This is a genomic window from Chungangia koreensis (genome assembly GCF_042651785.1).
Classification (GTDB): Bacteria; Bacillota; Bacilli; order Bacillales_A; family Planococcaceae; genus Chungangia; species Chungangia koreensis.
Genome location: NZ_JBHSEC010000001.1, coordinates 184,421 through 203,317, shown reverse-complemented (window position 1 = coordinate 203,317; position 18,897 = coordinate 184,421). Strand labels below are relative to the sequence as shown.

At 41.3% G+C, this 18,897-nt stretch carries 25 protein-coding genes; 8 read left to right on the top strand and 17 right to left on the bottom strand.

Annotated features, from left to right (window positions below; genetic code table 11):
- Positions 1-102 precede the first annotated feature (102 nt).
- Both ACFOZY_RS01270 and ACFOZY_RS01265 read left to right on the top strand, forming a co-directional pair.
- Complete coding sequence (locus ACFOZY_RS01270; protein WP_378151412.1) at positions 103-990, top strand: MerR family transcriptional regulator; 888 nt, start codon at positions 103-105, stop codon at positions 988-990.
- Positions 991-1,003: 13 nt separating this feature from the next.
- Positions 1,004-2,023: an EAL domain-containing protein gene (locus ACFOZY_RS01265; RefSeq protein WP_378151410.1), complete on the top strand. Its 1,020-nt coding sequence runs from the start codon at positions 1,004-1,006 to the stop codon at positions 2,021-2,023.
- A 33-nt stretch (positions 2,024-2,056) separates the two neighbouring features.
- On the opposite strand, the gene ACFOZY_RS01260 is transcribed toward ACFOZY_RS01265, so the two are convergent.
- Both ACFOZY_RS01260 and ACFOZY_RS01255 read right to left on the bottom strand, forming a co-directional pair.
- Positions 2,057-2,572 carry a GrpB family protein gene (locus ACFOZY_RS01260; protein WP_378151407.1) on the bottom strand — a complete coding sequence of 172 codons (516 nt, stop codon included), beginning with the start codon at positions 2,570-2,572 and terminating at the stop codon, positions 2,057-2,059.
- A 47-nt stretch (positions 2,573-2,619) separates the two neighbouring features.
- On the bottom strand, positions 2,620-3,372 hold the full coding sequence (locus ACFOZY_RS01255) for a YhfM domain-containing protein (RefSeq protein WP_378151405.1): 753 nt from the start codon (positions 3,370-3,372) through the stop codon (positions 2,620-2,622).
- 161 nt (positions 3,373-3,533) lie between these two features.
- Here ACFOZY_RS01255 and ACFOZY_RS01250 point away from each other — a divergent pair, with 161 nt between their 5' ends.
- From ACFOZY_RS01250 to ACFOZY_RS01240, 3 genes are all read left to right on the top strand, one after another.
- The gene (locus ACFOZY_RS01250; protein ID WP_378151403.1) at positions 3,534-4,295 is read left to right on the top strand and encodes a nucleotidyltransferase domain-containing protein; all 762 of its coding nucleotides are present in this window, start codon (positions 3,534-3,536) and stop codon (positions 4,293-4,295) included.
- Between the two features lie 13 nt (positions 4,296-4,308).
- The gene (locus ACFOZY_RS01245) at positions 4,309-4,863 is read left to right on the top strand and encodes a GNAT family N-acetyltransferase (protein ID WP_378151401.1); all 555 of its coding nucleotides are present in this window, start codon (positions 4,309-4,311) and stop codon (positions 4,861-4,863) included.
- A gap of 66 nt (positions 4,864-4,929) precedes the next feature.
- Complete coding sequence (locus ACFOZY_RS01240) at positions 4,930-5,748, top strand: purine-nucleoside phosphorylase (RefSeq protein ID WP_378151399.1); 819 nt, start codon at positions 4,930-4,932, stop codon at positions 5,746-5,748.
- Positions 5,749-5,795: 47 nt separating this feature from the next.
- Here the strand turns inward: ACFOZY_RS01240 and ACFOZY_RS01235 are convergent, their stop codons facing one another.
- Positions 5,796-6,140 (bottom strand): DUF6176 family protein, encoded by a 345-nt coding sequence (locus ACFOZY_RS01235; RefSeq protein WP_378151397.1) that lies wholly within the window; start codon positions 6,138-6,140, stop codon positions 5,796-5,798.
- A gap of 20 nt (positions 6,141-6,160) precedes the next feature.
- Complete coding sequence (locus ACFOZY_RS01230) at positions 6,161-7,693, bottom strand: hypothetical protein (RefSeq protein WP_378151395.1); 1,533 nt, start codon at positions 7,691-7,693, stop codon at positions 6,161-6,163.
- Between the two features lie 179 nt (positions 7,694-7,872).
- On the opposite strand from ACFOZY_RS01230, the gene ACFOZY_RS01225 reads away from it, so the two are divergent.
- Entirely contained in the window at positions 7,873-8,637 is a 765-nt protein-coding gene (locus ACFOZY_RS01225) for a YhfM domain-containing protein (protein WP_378151393.1), read from the top strand.
- Between the two features lie 103 nt (positions 8,638-8,740).
- Here ACFOZY_RS01225 and ACFOZY_RS01220 read toward each other — a convergent pair whose 3' ends face one another.
- The 8 genes from ACFOZY_RS01220 to ACFOZY_RS01185 form a co-directional block, all read right to left on the bottom strand.
- The gene (locus ACFOZY_RS01220) at positions 8,741-9,862 is read right to left on the bottom strand and encodes a DUF4145 domain-containing protein (RefSeq protein WP_378151391.1); all 1,122 of its coding nucleotides are present in this window, start codon (positions 9,860-9,862) and stop codon (positions 8,741-8,743) included.
- Between the two features lie 125 nt (positions 9,863-9,987).
- Positions 9,988-10,464, bottom strand: coding sequence for a hypothetical protein (locus ACFOZY_RS01215; RefSeq protein ID WP_378151389.1), 477 nt, complete (start codon positions 10,462-10,464; stop codon positions 9,988-9,990).
- Between the two features lie 19 nt (positions 10,465-10,483).
- Positions 10,484-11,413, bottom strand: a complete 930-nt coding sequence (locus tag ACFOZY_RS01210; RefSeq protein WP_378151387.1) for an MBL fold metallo-hydrolase — start codon at positions 11,411-11,413, stop codon at positions 10,484-10,486.
- Between the two features lie 57 nt (positions 11,414-11,470).
- Positions 11,471-11,932 carry a GNAT family N-acetyltransferase gene (locus tag ACFOZY_RS01205; RefSeq protein WP_378151385.1) on the bottom strand — a complete coding sequence of 154 codons (462 nt, stop codon included), beginning with the start codon at positions 11,930-11,932 and terminating at the stop codon, positions 11,471-11,473.
- Between the two features lie 172 nt (positions 11,933-12,104).
- The gene (locus tag ACFOZY_RS01200; RefSeq protein ID WP_378151383.1) at positions 12,105-12,686 is read right to left on the bottom strand and encodes a lysozyme inhibitor LprI family protein; all 582 of its coding nucleotides are present in this window, start codon (positions 12,684-12,686) and stop codon (positions 12,105-12,107) included.
- A 39-nt stretch (positions 12,687-12,725) separates the two neighbouring features.
- On the bottom strand, positions 12,726-13,004 hold the full coding sequence (locus ACFOZY_RS01195) for a DUF3784 domain-containing protein (RefSeq protein ID WP_378151381.1): 279 nt from the start codon (positions 13,002-13,004) through the stop codon (positions 12,726-12,728).
- Between the two features lie 12 nt (positions 13,005-13,016).
- Positions 13,017-13,373, bottom strand: coding sequence for a hypothetical protein (locus ACFOZY_RS01190; RefSeq protein ID WP_378151379.1), 357 nt, complete (start codon positions 13,371-13,373; stop codon positions 13,017-13,019).
- On the bottom strand, positions 13,370-13,591 hold the full coding sequence (locus tag ACFOZY_RS01185) for a helix-turn-helix transcriptional regulator (protein WP_378151377.1): 222 nt from the start codon (positions 13,589-13,591) through the stop codon (positions 13,370-13,372). Before ACFOZY_RS01185 ends, ACFOZY_RS01190 begins: the two co-directional genes overlap by 4 nt.
- A 299-nt stretch (positions 13,592-13,890) precedes the next feature.
- On the opposite strand from ACFOZY_RS01185, the gene ACFOZY_RS01180 reads away from it, so the two are divergent.
- Together ACFOZY_RS01180 and ACFOZY_RS01175 are read left to right on the top strand one after the other, a co-directional pair.
- On the top strand, positions 13,891-14,403 hold the full coding sequence (locus ACFOZY_RS01180; RefSeq protein WP_378151375.1) for an RNA polymerase sigma factor: 513 nt from the start codon (positions 13,891-13,893) through the stop codon (positions 14,401-14,403).
- On the top strand, positions 14,375-16,018 hold the full coding sequence (locus ACFOZY_RS01175; RefSeq protein WP_378151373.1) for an NHL repeat-containing protein: 1,644 nt from the start codon (positions 14,375-14,377) through the stop codon (positions 16,016-16,018). Before ACFOZY_RS01180 ends, ACFOZY_RS01175 begins: the two co-directional genes overlap by 29 nt.
- Before the next feature lie 35 nt (positions 16,019-16,053).
- Here the strand turns inward: ACFOZY_RS01175 and ACFOZY_RS01170 are convergent, their stop codons facing one another.
- From ACFOZY_RS01170 to ACFOZY_RS01150, 5 genes are all read right to left on the bottom strand, one after another.
- Positions 16,054-17,043 (bottom strand): phosphotransferase enzyme family protein, encoded by a 990-nt coding sequence (locus tag ACFOZY_RS01170; RefSeq protein WP_378151371.1) that lies wholly within the window; start codon positions 17,041-17,043, stop codon positions 16,054-16,056.
- Between the two features lie 20 nt (positions 17,044-17,063).
- Positions 17,064-17,540 carry a GyrI-like domain-containing protein gene (locus tag ACFOZY_RS01165; RefSeq protein WP_378151369.1) on the bottom strand — a complete coding sequence of 159 codons (477 nt, stop codon included), beginning with the start codon at positions 17,538-17,540 and terminating at the stop codon, positions 17,064-17,066.
- Positions 17,541-17,654: 114 nt separating this feature from the next.
- Positions 17,655-18,155: a DUF421 domain-containing protein gene (locus ACFOZY_RS01160; RefSeq protein ID WP_378151367.1), complete on the bottom strand. Its 501-nt coding sequence runs from the start codon at positions 18,153-18,155 to the stop codon at positions 17,655-17,657.
- Positions 18,156-18,304: 149 nt separating this feature from the next.
- A complete protein-coding gene (locus ACFOZY_RS01155) occupies positions 18,305-18,622 on the bottom strand; it encodes a type II toxin-antitoxin system RelE/ParE family toxin (RefSeq protein WP_378151365.1) in 318 nt (105 codons plus the stop codon).
- Complete coding sequence (locus tag ACFOZY_RS01150) at positions 18,623-18,892, bottom strand: type II toxin-antitoxin system Phd/YefM family antitoxin (RefSeq protein WP_378151363.1); 270 nt, start codon at positions 18,890-18,892, stop codon at positions 18,623-18,625.
- Between the last annotated feature and the right edge of the window lie 5 nt (positions 18,893-18,897).

The following is an 18,897-nucleotide window of genomic DNA, read 5'->3' as shown; positions in this document are numbered from 1 at the left end:
TATTTGAATAAAATACGAATTCTAAAGGAATTTTGTATAACTTCTGTATAAATTAATTCAGATAAAATGGATCTTATGAAGGAAGGAGGAATACAGGACATCATGAACAAACATGAAATGTACAGCATCTCCCAAGTCTCCGAAATAACAGGATTGTCTAAACAGGTGATCAGGAAATGGGAAGAGCGTTATCAATTGGTCCAGCCTGAAAGACTGGAAAATGGGAGGCGTATTTATAATGAAACAGATGTACAGGCCTTTCTAAAAGTGCGGAAACTAACAGAGTCGGGATATCCGGTCAGTCAAGCCGCCGTAATCGTCCATACCAAAGAACCGCAAGAAGTAACATATTCTTTCAAGGACCCTGAGATCAGTGATTATTTTCTGCAGCTGATCGAAAAAGGAACCCATTGCGATGAATTGGAGCTTAACCGCATCTTAAAACAGGCACACCACACATTAGGATTGTCAAATTTTTTATCCGATCTAATTCTCCCGTTTCTTAAGGAAGTAGGCGACAGATGGGAGAAAAAAGAGTGGACGGAGTATCAGGAATCGGTTTCCTCAATGGTTGTCCGTGATTATTTAGTTCAGATCAGAAGAAATTACCCTTATCGTGAAGATGCTCCCTTGTTAATGGGTGCATGCCTGCCTGGAGAACTGCATGAGGTACAAGTCCAAATCTTATTGCTGCAAGCGATGATGAAGGGTTGGAAATCCTTCCTGATTGGAAGTTCACCCGCCATCGGTTCTATTGAAGCGCTGATTGAGAAGTTTAAACCGCGAATTGTCCTTTTATCGGCTTTAACAACAATTCCTTTTGAACAAAATCCAACCGTATTGGATCAATTAGATCATTTTGCCGCACGAAACAGATCAATCAATTTTTTCTTAGGCGGTCCAGGAGCCATTGACTATACGAAAGACAATTTGCCAAAGCACATAGAAGTGGTGCAAACGTTAGAAGAGGTATTCGCTATTAGAGGATGAGGGGGATTTTGATATGCCATGTCAAAGTTGCATTGTACAAGAACTGTCTGTCGATATTAAATTTGAAGGACCGCAAAATCAGCAGATGTTAGATGATGTAAGAAATCATTTGAACCGCAGGGATTTTTGGTTTGAAGAGACGGAAGGAATCATGACCATGACGGAATCGGGCGTAAAGGAACTTCTCGATTTCAGCCAGGATTATATGGAGATTGAACATATTGACTATAGATTTGAAAAAAGTGAGTGGAAACCATTTTCTACTATTACACATCTGTTGGATAAGCAATGGATTGACGAAGTCATCCAAAAGAAATTGATCGTGAGCCATTCACAGCCAATCGTCAATCGAGATGGGGAGATTTTTGCGTATGAAATTCTGTCCCGTTTCCAACGGGAAGACGGCTCGGTCATTTATCCCAATGAAATCTTCGATGCAGCAAGAACTCGGGGGAGATTGTATGCGCTGGATCGTATTTGCCGACTGACAGCGGTAGAATATGCAGCGGTATTGGGCAAGAAAGTATTTATAAATTTCATTCCCACTTCCATCTATTCACCTGAATTTTGTCTTCGCTCTACCGTGATGCTCGCTAAAAAGCTCGGAATCGATCCGTCACAGTTCGTATTTGAAGTGGTGGAGTCAGATCAAGTGGACGACATCGATCATCTTAAATCTATCCTCGCCTATTATAATGAACGAGGGTTTCAATATGCGTTGGATGATGTTGGAGAAGGTTTCAGCACCATTGAAATGTTAGAAGACATACGGCCTCATTTCATGAAATTGGATATGAAGTATGTACAGGGAGTCTCCACGGACCCGACAAAACAGTCCGTCGCAGCTTCTTTCTTAAGAAAATCATTGGAAATCGGCTCCATCCCTTTAGCGGAAGGAATCGAAACAATGGAAGACTTTGAATGGCTAAAGGGATTAGGCTATGAGCTATTTCAAGGCTATTTATTCGGCAAGCCATCAGCCGAACCGCAACGCGAGATTAAGCTAACGAAAGAACAGATTTCCTCACTATGATTTCTGTTCTTTCAAGCTTTTTCAGCCTTTCAATCACCAATTTTTGTACCATGCCAATGCCTTTCGTTCAATCTCTTTAACTACTTCGTCCTTGCCGTTTATGTAGGAGTCAATATCATACGGAAATTCCCTTGCCAGCTTCTCTTTAAGATCACCATATACTTCCCGCTCATCCGGATGTGAACGTAAATAGTCGCGAAAGGCCAAATGACGGTTAATCTCCGGACTGCCTTTTTCGTAAATATGTACGTGATGCGTACGGTGGTGTCCACCCTTTTGGAAGTACCTCCTGCCAGCCAAGCCATTCTCTCCCTTAGGTTCATACCCTAACTTCTGCATAAGATCGTTGTAGGCATCGATTCTTGAAAGATCGTGTACGACAGGCATCATATCAATAATGGGCTTTGCCTTCAGGCCGTGGACAGAAGTACTGCCAATATGGTGAATCTCCACTATTTCATTTTTCAAAACTCCCCTTAATCTTTCTGCTTCTTCTTCGAATAGGGTGTGCCACTTAGATTGAAAGGCAACCACTTCTACTTTCCGCATTGTGTTCCCTCCTTTTTTGGAAATGATAGCGGATCGAACGATTCATTTCATTTAAATTTAGTACCTAAAAACTTCAACCCTTCCAAAAACTTCGCGTGAATATCAGCATCCATCTCTATTTCATAAACGTGAAAGATGAGGATATTTTCAATCTCGAACACTTGATACGATTCTAAATTAGCACTCGCTGTCTTCTCATGCCAATTCTCCAAACCCCTCTGGCGCTCAATAGCGGAGTAAAAATTGTAAATATATACGGGCTGCCCATCTAACTGATAATAATCGGAGCGCTCTCCGTTCAGTTTCATACCGAAAGTACCATCGGGATTGTCCCCTGCTTCTTTCAACTCCAGTCCTTGCTTCGCCAAGGATTTCAGCACTGACTCACTCGAAATATTTTTCTTTGGATCAACCTCCACTTTCAAACGTTCATAGATTTCTTTTACAGAGGCTTCTTCAAGTCTGTACAAGGTATTTGTGTCTTCCGGATCCATGATCGATCCCCCATTTTCGTCTATCCAAAGATAGAATTGTTCTCCATTCAGGTCGATCAAATAATCCGGCGCCGCTATATCCACTACGCCCGGTAAACGTACTAATTTGTGTAGGGCTTTCACGAAATCGTCCACAACTACCTGATCCGTAAAGGTAATATGTGAATCATCGATTTGATTCCACGAATCATTCACTTCATACATCATTACTTGTTTCACACGATCGACTTTTAACACATCCACCCCTTCCATTTGCGAACATCCTGCCAACAGTAAGAACAGTAGAAGCAAGCATGTCTTCTTCATTTAGCACCTCTCTGTTTTTCAGTCGTTTACTCTTAGGTTTCGTCCCAGTCCTACCCTCATTGTATTCTATTTTAAAATTGACATTCCCTTTCCCCTATTGCGAATTTTCTACCAATCAACTAAAATGGCGTAATATCCTTTTTTCGATTGGGTGATTGAAGATGTTAAATGAAGCGATTGTAAAGATTACGGAAAGTTTAAAGACGGATGAGAGGGTACGGGCAATTTTCCTGAAAGGTTCATTCGGCCGGGGCGAAGAGGATGAGTATTCTGACATTGACTTGTACTGTTTGGTCGACGAAACAGATGTTGACGAGTTTTTAAAAGATCGGCTGCGGCATTTAAAGGAGTACGGGGAATTCTTATTTCATGAAGATATTTTCATCGTAGCCCCACAAATCATTGCCGTTTACGAAAACCTTGTCCACGTCGACCTGTTTACCGTTACGGAGAAAACGTACATCAATAAGGATTATATGAAAGTCCTCAACGATCCGGAAAATCGGTTGCAGAAGTTTGAAGGTACACAAAATTTGAAACTCTCCGGTCCGGAATTCCAGGACGCCATCGAGTATGTGGCTTGGTTTTTATTCCAGTACAAAAAGTCCGCAGATCGAGGAAATGATGTTTGGTCCGTGAATATGCTCCATCATGTAACAACCCACTTGGCCAGAGTCTTGCTGCACCGTTACAATCCCAGCCGAGCACAGCTTGGATTGAAGGCATTGGAAACTTCCCTTCCAATTGAAGTGATGAAGAAAGTACGAAGCATTTTTGAGCATATGACCCCTTCCGGACACGGTGAAGCTGCCCGACTGATTGTCGTTCTGCTCAAAGAATTGGATGAATGGGCCTTCACGGAAGCAGCCGATCCACAGACGATCAGACCGTTATGGGACCGGATGATTCAAACGTTTTACTAAAGGAGGAAGTAATATGTTTATACATAAGATCAATGAAGACACAGAGCTTCGATTATTGGAAATGAGATATGCCGATGACATGTTTCAACTGATTGACAACTCAAGAGAGCATCTGCGCGAATGGCTCCCTTGGGTCGATTTCAACAAAAACGTCAAGGATTCGCAAGCCTTCATCGAAGGGACGATGAAACAATGGGCAGCCAACAATGGATTCCAAGCAGGAATCTTCTACAAAGGAGAGTTGGCAGGAGTCATCGGTCTACACAACATCAACTGGCAGAACAAGTCGACGACAATCGGTTATTGGCTTGGGGATGCTTTCACAGGAAAGGGTCTTATGACAGGCGCCTGCCAAGCAGTGGTGGACTATTGCTTCAATGACCTAAAGCTGAACCGGGTTGAAATCCGAGTCGCGACAGGTAACGAGAAAAGTGCGGCGATCCCGGAACGTCTCTGCTTCCAAAAAGAAGGCTGTGTCCGTCAGGCTGAATGGATTTATGACCACTTTGTCGATCACTATATTTACGGGTTAATCCACGAAGACTTTAACAAAACAAAATTGGACTGAAACATTTTACAACCAGCTATCATATCCTCTACACTTACTCAAGGAGAACTTGAGGAGGAATGAAAGATGCATAACATCAAAGACATCAATGAAGCGAGAGATTTCATTCAAAGTAAAACAGAACACAGACCGGTAGTCGGACTTATTTTAGGTTCCGGTTTAGGCTCGTTGGCAGATGACATTCAAGACGCAGTCCATATTCCATACACTGAAATCCCGCATTTTGCGAAATCAGGTGCAATCGGCCATGCTAACGAACTCGTCATCGGGGAATTGAACGGCAAAACGGTGGCGGCGATGAAGGGACGCTTCCATTACTATGAGGGGTTCACGTTGGATGAAGTGACGTTCCCTGTACGTGTCATGAAGGCACTCGGCATTGAGAACCTGCTCATTACGAATGCGTGTGGTGCAGTGAACACCGATTTCGCTCCTGGCGATTTGATGCTCATTACTGATCACATCAACTTGGCCGGTGCAAATCCGCTCATCGGACCGAACAACGACGAACTCGGCACCCGCTTCCAAGACCTTTCGGAAACGTACAGCAAAGACCTTCGCAACACTGCACTCAAAGTCGCGGAAGGCATGGACATGAAGCTGCAACAGGGCGTCTACGCTTGGTGGAGTGGCCCGACTTATGAAACACCTGCCGAAATCCGCATGATCCGGGTCTTGGGCGCTGACGCAGTCGGCATGTCCACTGTACCGGAAGCAATCATTGCGAAACACGGCGGCATGAACGTGCTTGGCATCTCCTGCCTAACAAACATGGCATGCGGAATCTTAGACCAACCGCTTAATCACTATGAGGTATTAGAAGTTGCCGCACAAGTCCGCACGAAATTCGTGCAATTGGTAAAAGGTGTATTAGAAGAAATGTAATGAAAAACTGCGTGTTCTCTTTTATCAGACACGCAGTTTTTTGAACTTCAAGTCATGCTATTTCGTACCTTAGCCGGAATCATGACGACCTCTGTTCGGAGATCGACAGGCTTAAATGATTCATCAATACATTCATCCCAGTATTCTAAATGCTTTTTGTCAATCCAGTGCGCGGATTGTTCGACTTCTACTCCTCCTGTACCTTGCACAGAATACCAGTACAAATATTCCTCACCGTCTAACACTTCACGGAAGATCGTCTCGACATACATCTTCTCTCCCTCAAGAGTCACAAGTACATCCTCCATATGTTCATTTAAGAAAGCTAACCATTCATTCACTTTCTCTGATTTCCCAGGTTTCACCCGGAAGCGCGTGCACTCAACATTCATGTTACCTAACTCCTTTACACTTAAAGAATATACGGACCGATCAATAAAAATAATGTAGTCAGATTCATTAAAGTTGTATATAAAATGATTGTGTTAAACTCGTCTTCCGTGACCTTCATTTTGGCAATCAAAAGCGGGAGTAAAGTAAGTACCATAGAAATCGCATGCAACGCGACCAACTGCCAAGGTTGTGTGATGAACGGAATATTATAGATAATCGCTGCCTCATTCATCATCTTGAAAAAACCGAACACTTGGAAAATCAGCAGTGCAATCACATAGACGGCAACCAACGATTTATAAGGGACCTGATTGCTGAATCTTCTCCAAATACTTTGAGCGCTGTAGACAATTGCCAATCCCGGCAATAGCCAAATAATCGATAAGAGCAACAGCATGATCCCATTCATCATGAGCGTGATAAGCTGATAGGCACTTGCCTTAAAATCGCCTTCCATAATACCGCTGCTTTCGGCCAATTTTTCTTTTTTAGCCGATGCATAGTTCAAATAACGGTCTTTCGCATCCAGTTTCAGGAATAAAATCGTGTCATCATTTATTTGTAGCGGCCTGCTGAACAAGCCTCCCTTTTTCGTGACTGCTGTTCCTACAATTGCATCTTTGTCATAGTCAGCCGTATAGATTTTGTGGACTTTTTCACCTTTTGGATCAAACATCGCAGCAGAGAAAGTTAATCTTGGGCCATCTTTGCCGTAAAAGGGTTCAGCATTGATGACATCTAACAATTTCGCACCCGTTTCAGCATCAGTGAACTTCAATTTCTTGAGCGAAATAGCTGGCTCGGACTTCAAATGATCAAATGGAGCTGTGTAGTAGGAAATCGTCCTACCCCCACCTTCAGTCACTTGTTTTTGCAAGAGTAGTTGATATCCTTCATCTGCCACAATCTTTACATCTAAGAGAGCTTCAGCTTGTCTGATCGGAAATTCAAATAGCTTGATTAACTCCCCATCATACAGATGAACGGTATACTTTGACCCTTCTATATCCTTCAATACTACAAAAATCTGTTGTCCATCCGTCTCAATTGAATAGATGGTTTGATCTGCCTTGAACTGAGCGTTTACTTTTAATGTATTACGGTCTGCAATGGAAACTTCATTGTCATTATTCCAGTAGTAAATGAGTTGTTCCGAGACCATAAAATCTGCAACTGGCTCAGCAATTACCTGCTCATCGCCTTCATTCCAGTGCATTAACTTTTCATTTTGTATGTAATACGTATTTGAATGGTCGCTCCATGTGTTTTTATATGTATCGATTTTTTCGAACTTCCGATTTTCCTCACAAACCATGTCATCGTCGCAATTTAGCACAGTCAGACTCTTACTCAAATCGACCAAGCTGATGGTTTGTCCATCTTCTGATGACACACTTTGAATTCCGTTGTAATTGCTCGGATTGACATCTATGGAATAAGGTCTGCTCCAGCCCTCGGAAGGCAGTGCTGTTTGCCCTTTTAAGGTGATGTAATACTGAAAAGCAATGACTAACAGAACAATCAACGAACCAACGGCAATAATTTTCTTCATGTAGTTTCCCCCAAGCATTTCTTCTCTATCTGTTGTAATAAAAAGAATATTTACACTCAATTTTACCATCTTTATCCACTAATGAGAGAGAAAGATTTTTAAAATGATTTTTCACATACCAGGATTTCTATTCTGTATAATATTAGGAAACAAAGGGGTTTGTTGGAAGGGGTATGGGGATGGTCCGAAAATTAAGGCATGGCATGGTCATTTGTATGATGTTTGTTAGTTTGGTTGCTTGTCAAAACGAAAGTGGGTTGAAGATTGAACATAGTTCCGTTGAGTTTGGTTCCACTCAAGATCGTGATGATCGAAGTTTGCATTTCCGCGTATCACTGGTCGAGGATGAAAATGTTCCAAAAACGGATTACAACATAAGATTTGTCGTAGAAGACTCCTATATTCAAGAGCTAATTGGAACAGACACGGTTGAAGTGCCGGATACGTATGAAACTAAAAATGGTGGAGGACTTGTTACCGGCACCTCTATGCCATTGGCAAAAAGAATCGACCACGACAAACTACGAAAAGTGATTGAAAAGGGAAAAGCAGTAACAGTTGAGGTATATCATCATGACGAGGTGTTCGATCGCCAGAAGGTGGATCTTTTTCGTGAAAATATAATACCGGCAGCTACATTCAGCTCTGATGCAAAAATCGAAACCATTGATCTAACCGAGGCAAATGATATTGAACAATTTAAGAAGGCTATTAATGGAATGTTTACTAACGAATATGTTGTTTCCGTTCTGCACACATTACCAGATTATCAAGTGAATGTGGGCAAGGAGTCGTATTATATTTGGACAGACGGTGCTGGGAAAGTTATGAATGTAAAGGACCCGTATACACTTTATTCACTTTCAACTCAATCACTTTGGGAGATTTTAGAGTTAATCGGTAATAAAAATGAATTATCGGTTATATTTCCTGATAATCGGTAATAAAACTCAATAATCGGTTATATATCCTGATAATCGGTAATAAACCACTCATAATCAGTAATAAGACCGTCTGGTGCACTCTCGCCAGACGGTCTTCTATTTTTTATTGAACGATCGAACTCTGTTCTAACTTCATCTTCAGTTGATCAAACAACTTTTCAATGGTGCCGATGCCGGCATTTTTGTATTTGGCTAAGGTGACAAGCTCTCGCGGTAAGTGTTCCACTCGGGTCTTCCCAACGTCGTTGAGTTGACGGATCAGGCTTGGAATCCCGGTGAACTCATCGGTCGATAATGATATTTTCGCCAGTTGCTCCGTGATGACGATGTGCTTGTCCTTGAAGAAATAGAAAAGTTCACCAGGCTGCTCTACAGTTAATTTCCTTCGAATCTTTTCTTCTTCAATAAAAACGGCAAGCTCTTCAAAAAAGGTCTCGTCATTCTTTTCAGTAAAACGCTTCACGAATAAATGCAATCCTTCTAAGTTATCCGGCAGTTCACTCATAATACGAGCCTCCTGTTCCGCGCCTAAACGGATGAGGAATGTTTCGGACTTCTCAAAACGCTGTGGCAACAGGAATGTATCTCTCAAAAAGTAAGGGATTTCCAACAACCTCCCTTTGTAGGAGATTGTCCGTATTGGCGTAAATCCTGGCAGTTCCGGCACTGTGTCTATATCAATGGCAGCCGCTGTTTCTTCTCTCGTTGGAGTTTCTTTTAGTATAGAAACCTTCAACAAATCCTCGAGCTTCTGAAGTCGAGCTTCCAGTTCGGGCATTTCGTAGTTTTGCCCGATCTGATATTCTGGATCTTGATAGTCAGGGACTACAAAGTCAACCGGTCCGTAAACTTCCAAATACCATTTCACAACTATGTATATCGACTCCCACGATTGAATCGCCTCGCTAATTCGGAATGTTCTCGATTGATGAGCTGCCTGGTTGCCGAGCATTCTGACGTTATGGAGTGCGTCCCGTACCTCTGTTGTTAAATATCCTTTCGAATCCAATTCATCCAACCGATCCTTAAGCGAGGAGAAAGGCTGATCTTCCATTCCTTCGTGTTTCATTACAATCTGCAGAATCGTATCGATTAATATTCTCGCATGCGTCAGCATCGTCCGGGGACTTGTATATAAGCTTTGCTCTAACTCGCGTGCTAAGAGTGCAAGTTCCTTATTAATATTTTCAAGAAAACGATAGAAATATATTGGTGTATCAAGCATTGCTGGGTCCTCCCTCATTTCGTTGCTTTGTCATTCTACCATGGATTAACGAAGAGACAGAACCACATTTTTCATTACAAAATAAAAATCAGATATCCGATAAACGAATACCTGATTTCTACTTTCTATTGTGCACCATTATCCCCTTCATTAAGGATAGCCGAGAATTCTCCATATTCCTTAATTACTTGTTGTGATAGGGGATGAGTATGTTCTTCTACCTTAAGGGGAAGTACACCCTTTTCACGTTGTTCCTGAAGGTATTTAGTAAACCCTTGATCGATTGCCTTCATAAATTTCTCAAAATCATATTTGTACTTGTATGTAACGGGCTGATCATTTTCGTCAAATGTTTTATGCTCAATGAAAAGTTCATTCTCCTGAACAGTAAAATAATAGCTTACCGCAAAACCAAAGCCATCTATATCCGTTTTGTTCGTTTTTCCTTTCCAAAGCCGCAAAAGCAGATAAAAGAACGTGGGAATCGAAAAGAATGCAATCATAAATGTAAAACGGATTTGTTGTCCATCACCATCTACATTAATTTCAACATCACCGTGTTTATAGTCTATTTCAAAAGCACAAGTATATTGAGCTTCCAATAAATCACTCCTTCGCCCCTTAATTTTCTTGAGATTGGTCCAACACGGTTTCCCCTATTGTTAATGCCTTCAGTTGCTCCTCCGGCAATTGCTGTTTCTTCCATTCTTTAAGTAAACGCTCCAACGCTTCAGGTCCTGTGTCGTCTGCCAACCAATAGGCGCCATAATGCATGGGCACAAACTGCTTTGCCTTTAATTCAACGAAAGCTTTCACACTGTCTTCAGGTGAAATATGCGAATCCGCCATGAACCATTCTGGTTCATACGCGCCAATTGGCATAAAAACAGTATCAATGGTGAAGCGTTCCGCAATTTCCTTGAATCCGGAGAAATAGGCTGTATCCCCGACAAAATAATAGGACTCGTCCAACGTTTGAAGAATCCATCCCCCCCAATGGGAAGTATTCATATCGGTCAGCGTTCTTCTTGTCCAATGCTGAGCAGGAACAAAGTGAATTTTGATTCCTTTGTATTCCGTCGATTCCCACCAGTTCAGTTCAACTACTTGTTGATAACCTTTCTTCACAAACAGGGATTTCAAGCCAACTGGCACAAAGTAATGCGGATTCCCTTTCAACTTTTTCAACGTCGTAAAATCGAGATGGTCGTAGTGGCTATGCGAAATCACTACCACATCAATTTCCGGCAACTGTTTCAACGGAATGCCTGGTTCAGTTAAACGTTTTTGAAAACCCATACGCTTTGCCCAAACCGGATCGGTCAGTATGTTAAGCCCATTCAATTGAAGCAAAAAGGTGGAATGACCAATCCATGTATAGGAAGTCTGGCTTCTATTCTCTTGAATTTCACGAACTTTTTTATTGGCACATTGGGGGATACTTTTCGAGAAGTCTTTTACTTTGCTTCTTCTTTCCTTTTGCCACTTCCGTAAATCCCGAAATGATTTTTTGCTCGATACGTTATTTAAGTTGCTATACCTCATCTTCATATTCTCACCTTCGATGATGACTTCGTATGACTAAAATATAACGCTTCTATATAGACTCTAAACTTCTAAATTTTTTTCCATTACAATATCTGTCTCTATGTACCCCAATTTTTTGTATAAGTTCCATGCCACTTCATTATGACCGAATACATGCAGCCGGATGCTTTTTAATCCCAAGCTTTTTCCGACTACCTCTATTTCCTTCATTGCCTGTTTACCATATCCACGTCCTTGGTTTCCTTCCCAAATGTTGAAATCGTATATGAATCCTTTTTCTTCAGAACGAACCCCTAACCAGATCATTCCAACCTCTTTGTCTTCAGCATGGATCGTAAATAATTTATGGTTTGGAGTTTTCTCTCCCTCAGGCAATAATTTGTTGTATTCGTTTGTCGCCTTGTCAATTGCCTCTTCTTCACTCCAATTACCCGCCTTAACGTGCTCAGCTGCATAATTTTTAATCGCGTTGTTCAGATATCGTTGATATTCAGTTGAATCCATATTTTTAAGTGTAATCAAATCTTTCATCCCCTTAATTTATATTAATTACCTCATCGAACCATTCTTCCAGTACTTTGTTAGTAAAGCGCATGCTAACATCTCCATAAAGAACAATTCTCCAATAATTATTAGAATCCTTCCTGTTTCTTCAAACGAAAAAACGCCCGGATCTTGTCCGAGCGCTCAGTAATCAATTCATATACTTGGCAACCAATAGGTAACATCTTTCTCTCGTAAGTTCTGCTTGAGTCGCTACATATTCCAATGATTCCATCGAACCGCCTTTATAATTCAAGGATGATTCTTTAGCTGTTTCATCCCTATGTACAATCCATTCACGTTGTTCTTCCCGCAATGAATCCATCTTTTCTTGGCTAAGCTGCTCTTTTAACAGACCGTAAATTTCGTTCAATTCCCGATCCCATTTTTCATATCGTTCCGTTTCTTGTTCCACCAATTCCACTGTTGTGGACTGAGCAGGACCGTATCGGTCAGCCTCTTCCATTTCATTCAGCTTCTTTAAATAGTCGTCCTTGGTTCTTTCATTCACTACTTCATCATTACCAACAGTTGAAGCATCGTCATGATCTTCTGTAGTATTTTCATCTGTTTTAGTATCAATCTGTTGACCGGTATTGTTTAAGTCCACTTGCTTGTTTGCGTCAGCTTTTGATTCATCTGTCGTATTTCCACAAGCACTCAAAATAATGATTGAAACCACTAAAACTGCCATAGCTATGTATTGTTTTTTCATCCCGCGAATAAATTTCAAGTTACCTTTTCATCTCCTTTTCTCTTTTATCCAAATAAGTTATTCGACCATTTTCGTGTTGACGTAGACAACAAGACCCAGCAAGATAGCAACTACTGCATACATGATGTATTCAGCCGGTTGAAAGTTAATAATGCCCCCGATAACTAAGACGATTCCAAGAATAGCTATGGTTCCCCCGACTAAATTCCCTAATTTCCTTTTGTCCTTCACCCGTTTCTCGTTAAAGCCTGCGAGGAGCCAAGTTTGTTTCTTAACGCCTATTAAAAAACCTAAGATTAGAAAGATTATCCCAAAAACCACCAAATTCAAGTCCATCGTAATTCCCCCTTAAAATCTTTTAATAATGAGCGGTGCAATATAAAACGGAATGAACAGAGTCAATGCGAGATAGATAAAAAAGAAATTCATTCCAAAATGGAAAAATCCTTTCGATTCGACCAGCAATAACAGCAGTAGGATCGAATTGAAGACAAACATCAATCTAAGTGACCATTTCGTGATATTAGCGTTCACCCGATCATCGTACTCTACTTCATCGGTATCCTGTTTAGTCCTGATGTATTTGGCGAGCACAATAAGTAAAATTGATAGAATCAGTAAAACCCATTTCAATATGGATTCTTCAACTAAAAACAATATGAGCAACAAACCGATAATCGGAAAATAGGTGAATAATCGTGTCATGCTTCATCCTCCTCCATCCAAAAAAGTTTTTCAATCGATGTATTTAATACAGCTGCTATTTGAAGACAAACCTTAATAGTTGGATTGTATTTCTGCGCTTCAATCAGATTCATCGTCTGTCGAGTAACGCCGGCTTGTTTGGCTAATTCCCCTTGAGTCAGTAACCCCTGTTCCACACGAGTCACCTTAACCGAATTTCTTACAACAATCTCCTTCAAGAAGACACCTCCCTAATCAGAGAGAACTTCTCCCGTCCCCCGATAGTAACATATATATTACATTAGTCAATTATATATTACATTTATTCCAAAAATAAGTCCACTGAGATAGACCTAACCACTCCTTTTAAGATAATCAGCTGTCTTTTTGCTTTGAATAGATGGGGAAGATTTGCTGTTTTCATTCATTTCCTTATAATTCTTGTAACAAATGGATTTCCAAAACGACTATTAGGTAGCACAAAGAAAAGGGGGGAAGGATTCCTTGAACCATGAATCGTTCCGTTTAGAGCGGATTTATGAAAACTATCACCGGGATGTTTATCATTTCCTTATATTTTACAAATAGCAAGCAGGATGCGGAGGATATCACGCAAGAGACTTTCATTAAAGCAATGCGGAATATCCATCAGCTGACTGATCGGGGGAAGGAAAAATCATGGATTTTGGCCGTTGCCAGGAATACAGCAATCGATCTGATCCGCAAACAAAAATTGATTCGTCTCCTTCCTGAAAAGATCAGAAAGGACGGCTCGGAGACCCAGAATCCTTCTGCAGTCAAAGGGATCATGGCGGAAGAAACTTGGATGGAGCTTCAGGATGCATTACTGCGACTAAAACCTCGTTATCGCAGTGTCGTCATTCTGAGGGCGTTGAATGAATTAAACATTAAGGAAACCGCCGAGGCATTAAACTGCAGCGAGGGGAAAGTACGCGTCGACTACCATCGCGCACTTAAAATGTTGAAAAGTGATTTGAAATTGAATGAGGGGTGGTTGGATTATGAACAATCGAAAACTGAATCCGAATGACGCAGAATTTCTTCGCCCTCTAACCGAAAGACCCGATTTGGAGCCGGACACACAATTCGTCAACGACTTAAGAAAGCGCCTTCGGACTGAGGCGAATCGAGCCCCAAAAGGTGGACGACTTGCTGTTCTCGGCATCGCCGCAATCACGATCTTAACAGCCGTTGCCTCACTGTTTTTACTATTGAATGTGGCGAATGAGCGACCTGAAGATGTGGCTAAAGGAGAACCAGATGTGCCCCCAGTCGTAACAACACCAGCCGAATTAGGACCGCCTTTGCAAATCGAAGCATCCGAACAAATTGTCGAGCTCTTTTCGGTCAACTATGGTATTACTGATAGTGAAATAAGCGAGCCTGTAAAAAGCAAGGGTGGCGGATCTGACCTCACACCGATGAGTTTCTTCGTGAAAGATGACGTGTTTTATATTTTGGATAACGCCGGGAAGAAAGTCGTCGTGACGGATGGGACCGAGCATCTCCTGACCATTCAGCTAAGTGAGGATGCATGGTTAAAGGATTTGTTTGTCGATGATGACGGCATGATTTATGTATTAGATGAAGGACGATCTGTCTATAAATATGACAAGGATGGGAAGCTAATCGACACCTTCCCGATTCAACAAGAAAATTTTATCTCCACCAGTCTTTCGGTCAATGCCGAAGGTGATATTCTTGTTCATGAAGGGGGGAGCCGAACTCTGAACCTGTCAACGAATGAGACCAGCCCTTACGTCAAGCATTTCGGAAATACAATTGCAAAAGCAGATGTGGTAAACGAAAAAGAAGGTCGGCTAATCCTTACGGAGCCTGATAAGGAAACCATTATTGATATCCCGTTCGAAGATACTTTTGGCGCTCTTGTGGTCTATGATGTGAATTCAAAACAGATCGTTTATGAAAAGCAAGAGGTAAAGGATGAGAGTCAGATTTCGGTTTATTCCGATATATATGTAGCAGATAAAAAAGGCAATTTCTTAGGGGCTGTCCGAATCCCAACTGAACGTTCTACTTATTACGCTGAACATCGAATCCGGATGGACAACAATGAAATCTTCTTTATGTCTCCTGAGAAAGATGGAGTTCATTTCTACCAGCTCATACCTGGAGCTGAAAAACGAGTAGTCCAAGATTCTGATACGATTGAAAAGCCAGAGTCAGATAAGACGGAAAAAGAGCCGCCAGTTGAACATGAACCTTCAACATCTTATTTAACTGAAGAGTTCCTTAACGAGCTTCGGAATGGGAATATGCCGGGTGTTGAAGTGAAAATCGGTTCTACGATCGAGGAACTGAAAAAGCAATTGGGCGAACCGAATAGAATCGGGGAACTTGAAGGCGGCTATCTACACGACTATGGAACCTATCAATACATCCAGCCAGCTCTGCAGGATTTCATTATCGGAATTCTGATGGTTATTGAAGAAGATGGTGTGACTGGAGAAGACTTTGTAAAGGCATGGGGAGAACCCACAAGTGAAGGACCACTTGTCCATCCATATGAAGCCTATACGATGACATACCAGCTGAATGAAAACACTGTTGTAAATCTGGAAACGAACAGCGGCCGAAAAGATACAGTCAAATTTATACGGCTTATGAGATTCAGTACAGAATAAGTGAAGACCGTACTCTCACGGGTACGGTCTTTTCATTATGACTGCAGCACCTCAAGGGATTGACGGTACTCCTCTATTTTTCTAACGAGTTTCTCCCGTAAATTTGTTAACCATTCTGGATGATCAGCAGACTCTTCAATATCGACTGTCCGTATCAATTTGGCGTACATGAGTAAACGATGCATCCGCGAGAACCCTTCTGCCTCTTCCATCAGCTTGTCGTCCAACTGTGTACGTTCGCGATACCCTCCCATGAACTTCTGGATGTTTGGTGAGTGCACATCAAACTCACCCGCATCCCGGAGTGCGTACACGATATCCGCTACATACCAATAGGAAGCACAGTCATCAAAGTCCAAAATACTAATTTGATGATCCTTTACCTTAAGATTGTCCAATTCGAAATCATAGTGAATGAGGCCGAAGTTATCCTCTGTCTTCTCTAAATTCTTTGCCCATTCTCTCAAGAAGTGTATCTCGTTTCTTGTTGCTTGATCTTTTTGCGGGAGACTTCTTTCAGCAAAGTCCAAATGGTCACTCCAACTCGAGCGGCCATCTTGTAATACAACAGGTGCCTTCTTCAACACCTCATGCAACTCTCCCAAGCTACTGCCCCAAAGAAAGAACTGTTCCTCAATCAGCTCTTCAAACTCTAAATGTTCTCCTACTGCCTCTTCAAATAAAACTGCATGGAATGTGCCCAACTCGGTTTGCACCGTTTCAATATACCGATCATTCTTGGACTTTACAGGTTGAGCAACACGGATTGAATGTTCCGCCAAGTATTGTATTACGTTTAACTCAGATTCAATTTCTTCAATTGTCCTTTCATTCCCATCATTAAAACGTAAAAAATAAGTCTTGCCATCTCTCTTGCAGACGAAAATGAAATTTGCACTTGCCCGCCAATAATACACCTCGCCCACGTCATATCCCCAGTTCTCCATCAGTTCGAAAGCAAGAGGGCTTCTCCACTCCTCATCTACGGTATCCACAACACGTTTCATTAAACTTAATCTCATCATACGCATTTCCCCTTTTCTCTTTATATCTTTTCCTGTTTCGGAATAACAGGCACCCACAATTCATTACGTGGCTTATGTTTTGGCGGGTAATAACACTCGATACATGGTGCTTTAGCAAGCTCAAAACCTGAATTCGGCAACCACTCGTCATATAGCTGTTTCCACGCTTCAGTAATCTTTGGAAACACGGCCCACGTCCCATTGGAAATAATCATCGTTTCCAAGCCACTTGGCGCCTGCCCTTCATGCCTGACCCCCATGAAATAGATGAAGTGATCATCTTTTATCGCCGCTTCATTCCCGCAAATGCCCAAGATAGTTCCAAGTGGTGTTTCATCAGGTCCGTAAGATAAATAAACGAGTTCATCCATGAACCCATCCTTCTTGGCATCGCTCCAAAGGGTCGGAATCATTTTAAAAGCCCTATTTGTTTTTACCGGCTTCCCTCGACCTACAATCTGTAAATCCACATCCATTCTTTCAATTCTGTAGTCCATTCATTTCCCCCTCCAAAACCGATAATAATTATTTCTCTAATCCACGTGAGAATCCCTCTTAAAGCAAATAAAAAGACAGCTTCCAGTTTTGGAACACTGCCTCCTTTATCCTTATTAAACATTTGAAAGTGTACTGTTTTCACTCTGTTTAATCTTTTGAATGACTGAGAATTTTCCATTGGTCTCCAAAATTACGGCATCCACATCGTCCAACGAAGAAATTCCTTGTTGGCGTACAGCCTGCAAGATCTCGCTTTCTGTCACCCGGCTATCCCGCATCACATTCTCTTGATAATCACCTCGATAAAAAAGAAGCTTAGGCGAGGATTTGACCAAATCTCCGAATTTTGTTGAACGGACAGATAATTTCGCGACAACAAACTGAAGGCCGACCAACACTACAAAGGAAGTCACCCCTTCGGCCAATGTAACATTTTTATTCAATAATATTGTTGCGAGTGTTGAACCCAAAGCAACTGTCACAATCAAATCAAAAGCATTCATCTTTGCTAATGTCCGATTACCGCTAATTCGTAGGACAACAATGAGCAATATGTAACTTAATATACCAAGCAATAGGACTCTTCCTACACTTTGCCAGTCTGAAAAGAACATAATGGTAGATACCTCCTGTTATACGACCTATTCCTTTCTTTCTAATTAATTAAACGATTGAGTGTGAATGAATGAATATTACTTACTATTCGCTTTTCACCTGAATAACAAAACAGCACCCCAAAAATGGAGTACTGCTGATATTCATATTAAATTAACCAATGATAATCCTGTCGACAATCCACTATAACATCAATATATATGAATTCAGCCTTCACTTGATAAAGAATTAAATAGCGATTTGAAATCAACATCTTCCTGTATTTATAAGCAGGAAGAAAAGGATTTATCAGCCATGGATTCCTTTCTGGCAATACTTCCAGCGACTTAATAGCACTTATAATCTCTTCTCTAAGTTTATTTGCTGCTTCTTCACTTACCTTTGATAGAAAAAAGACGTGTTGTTTAAGCAAATCTGCCGCTTTTTCAGAGATTATTACTTTATATTGATTTTTTTGACTGTCCATTTATCTCTGGCCTTTAGCTGCTTTTTTTAATACCTCATCCAAGTCATCAATGGTATACCCCTTTTTTCCCGCAAGTCGCGCTTCTTCTTCTGCTACTAATTTCTCCCGGAGTTTCAGCATTTTTTCCCTTTGTTCAAATGCTTGTAGATCCATAACAACCAGATCACCTTCACCATTTTTAGTCAGGTAAACAGGTTCTCCTGATTCCTTACAAAGATTTGAGATTTCATTGTAGTTATTTCGAATAGCAGCGGAGGGTTTTATATACATTCATA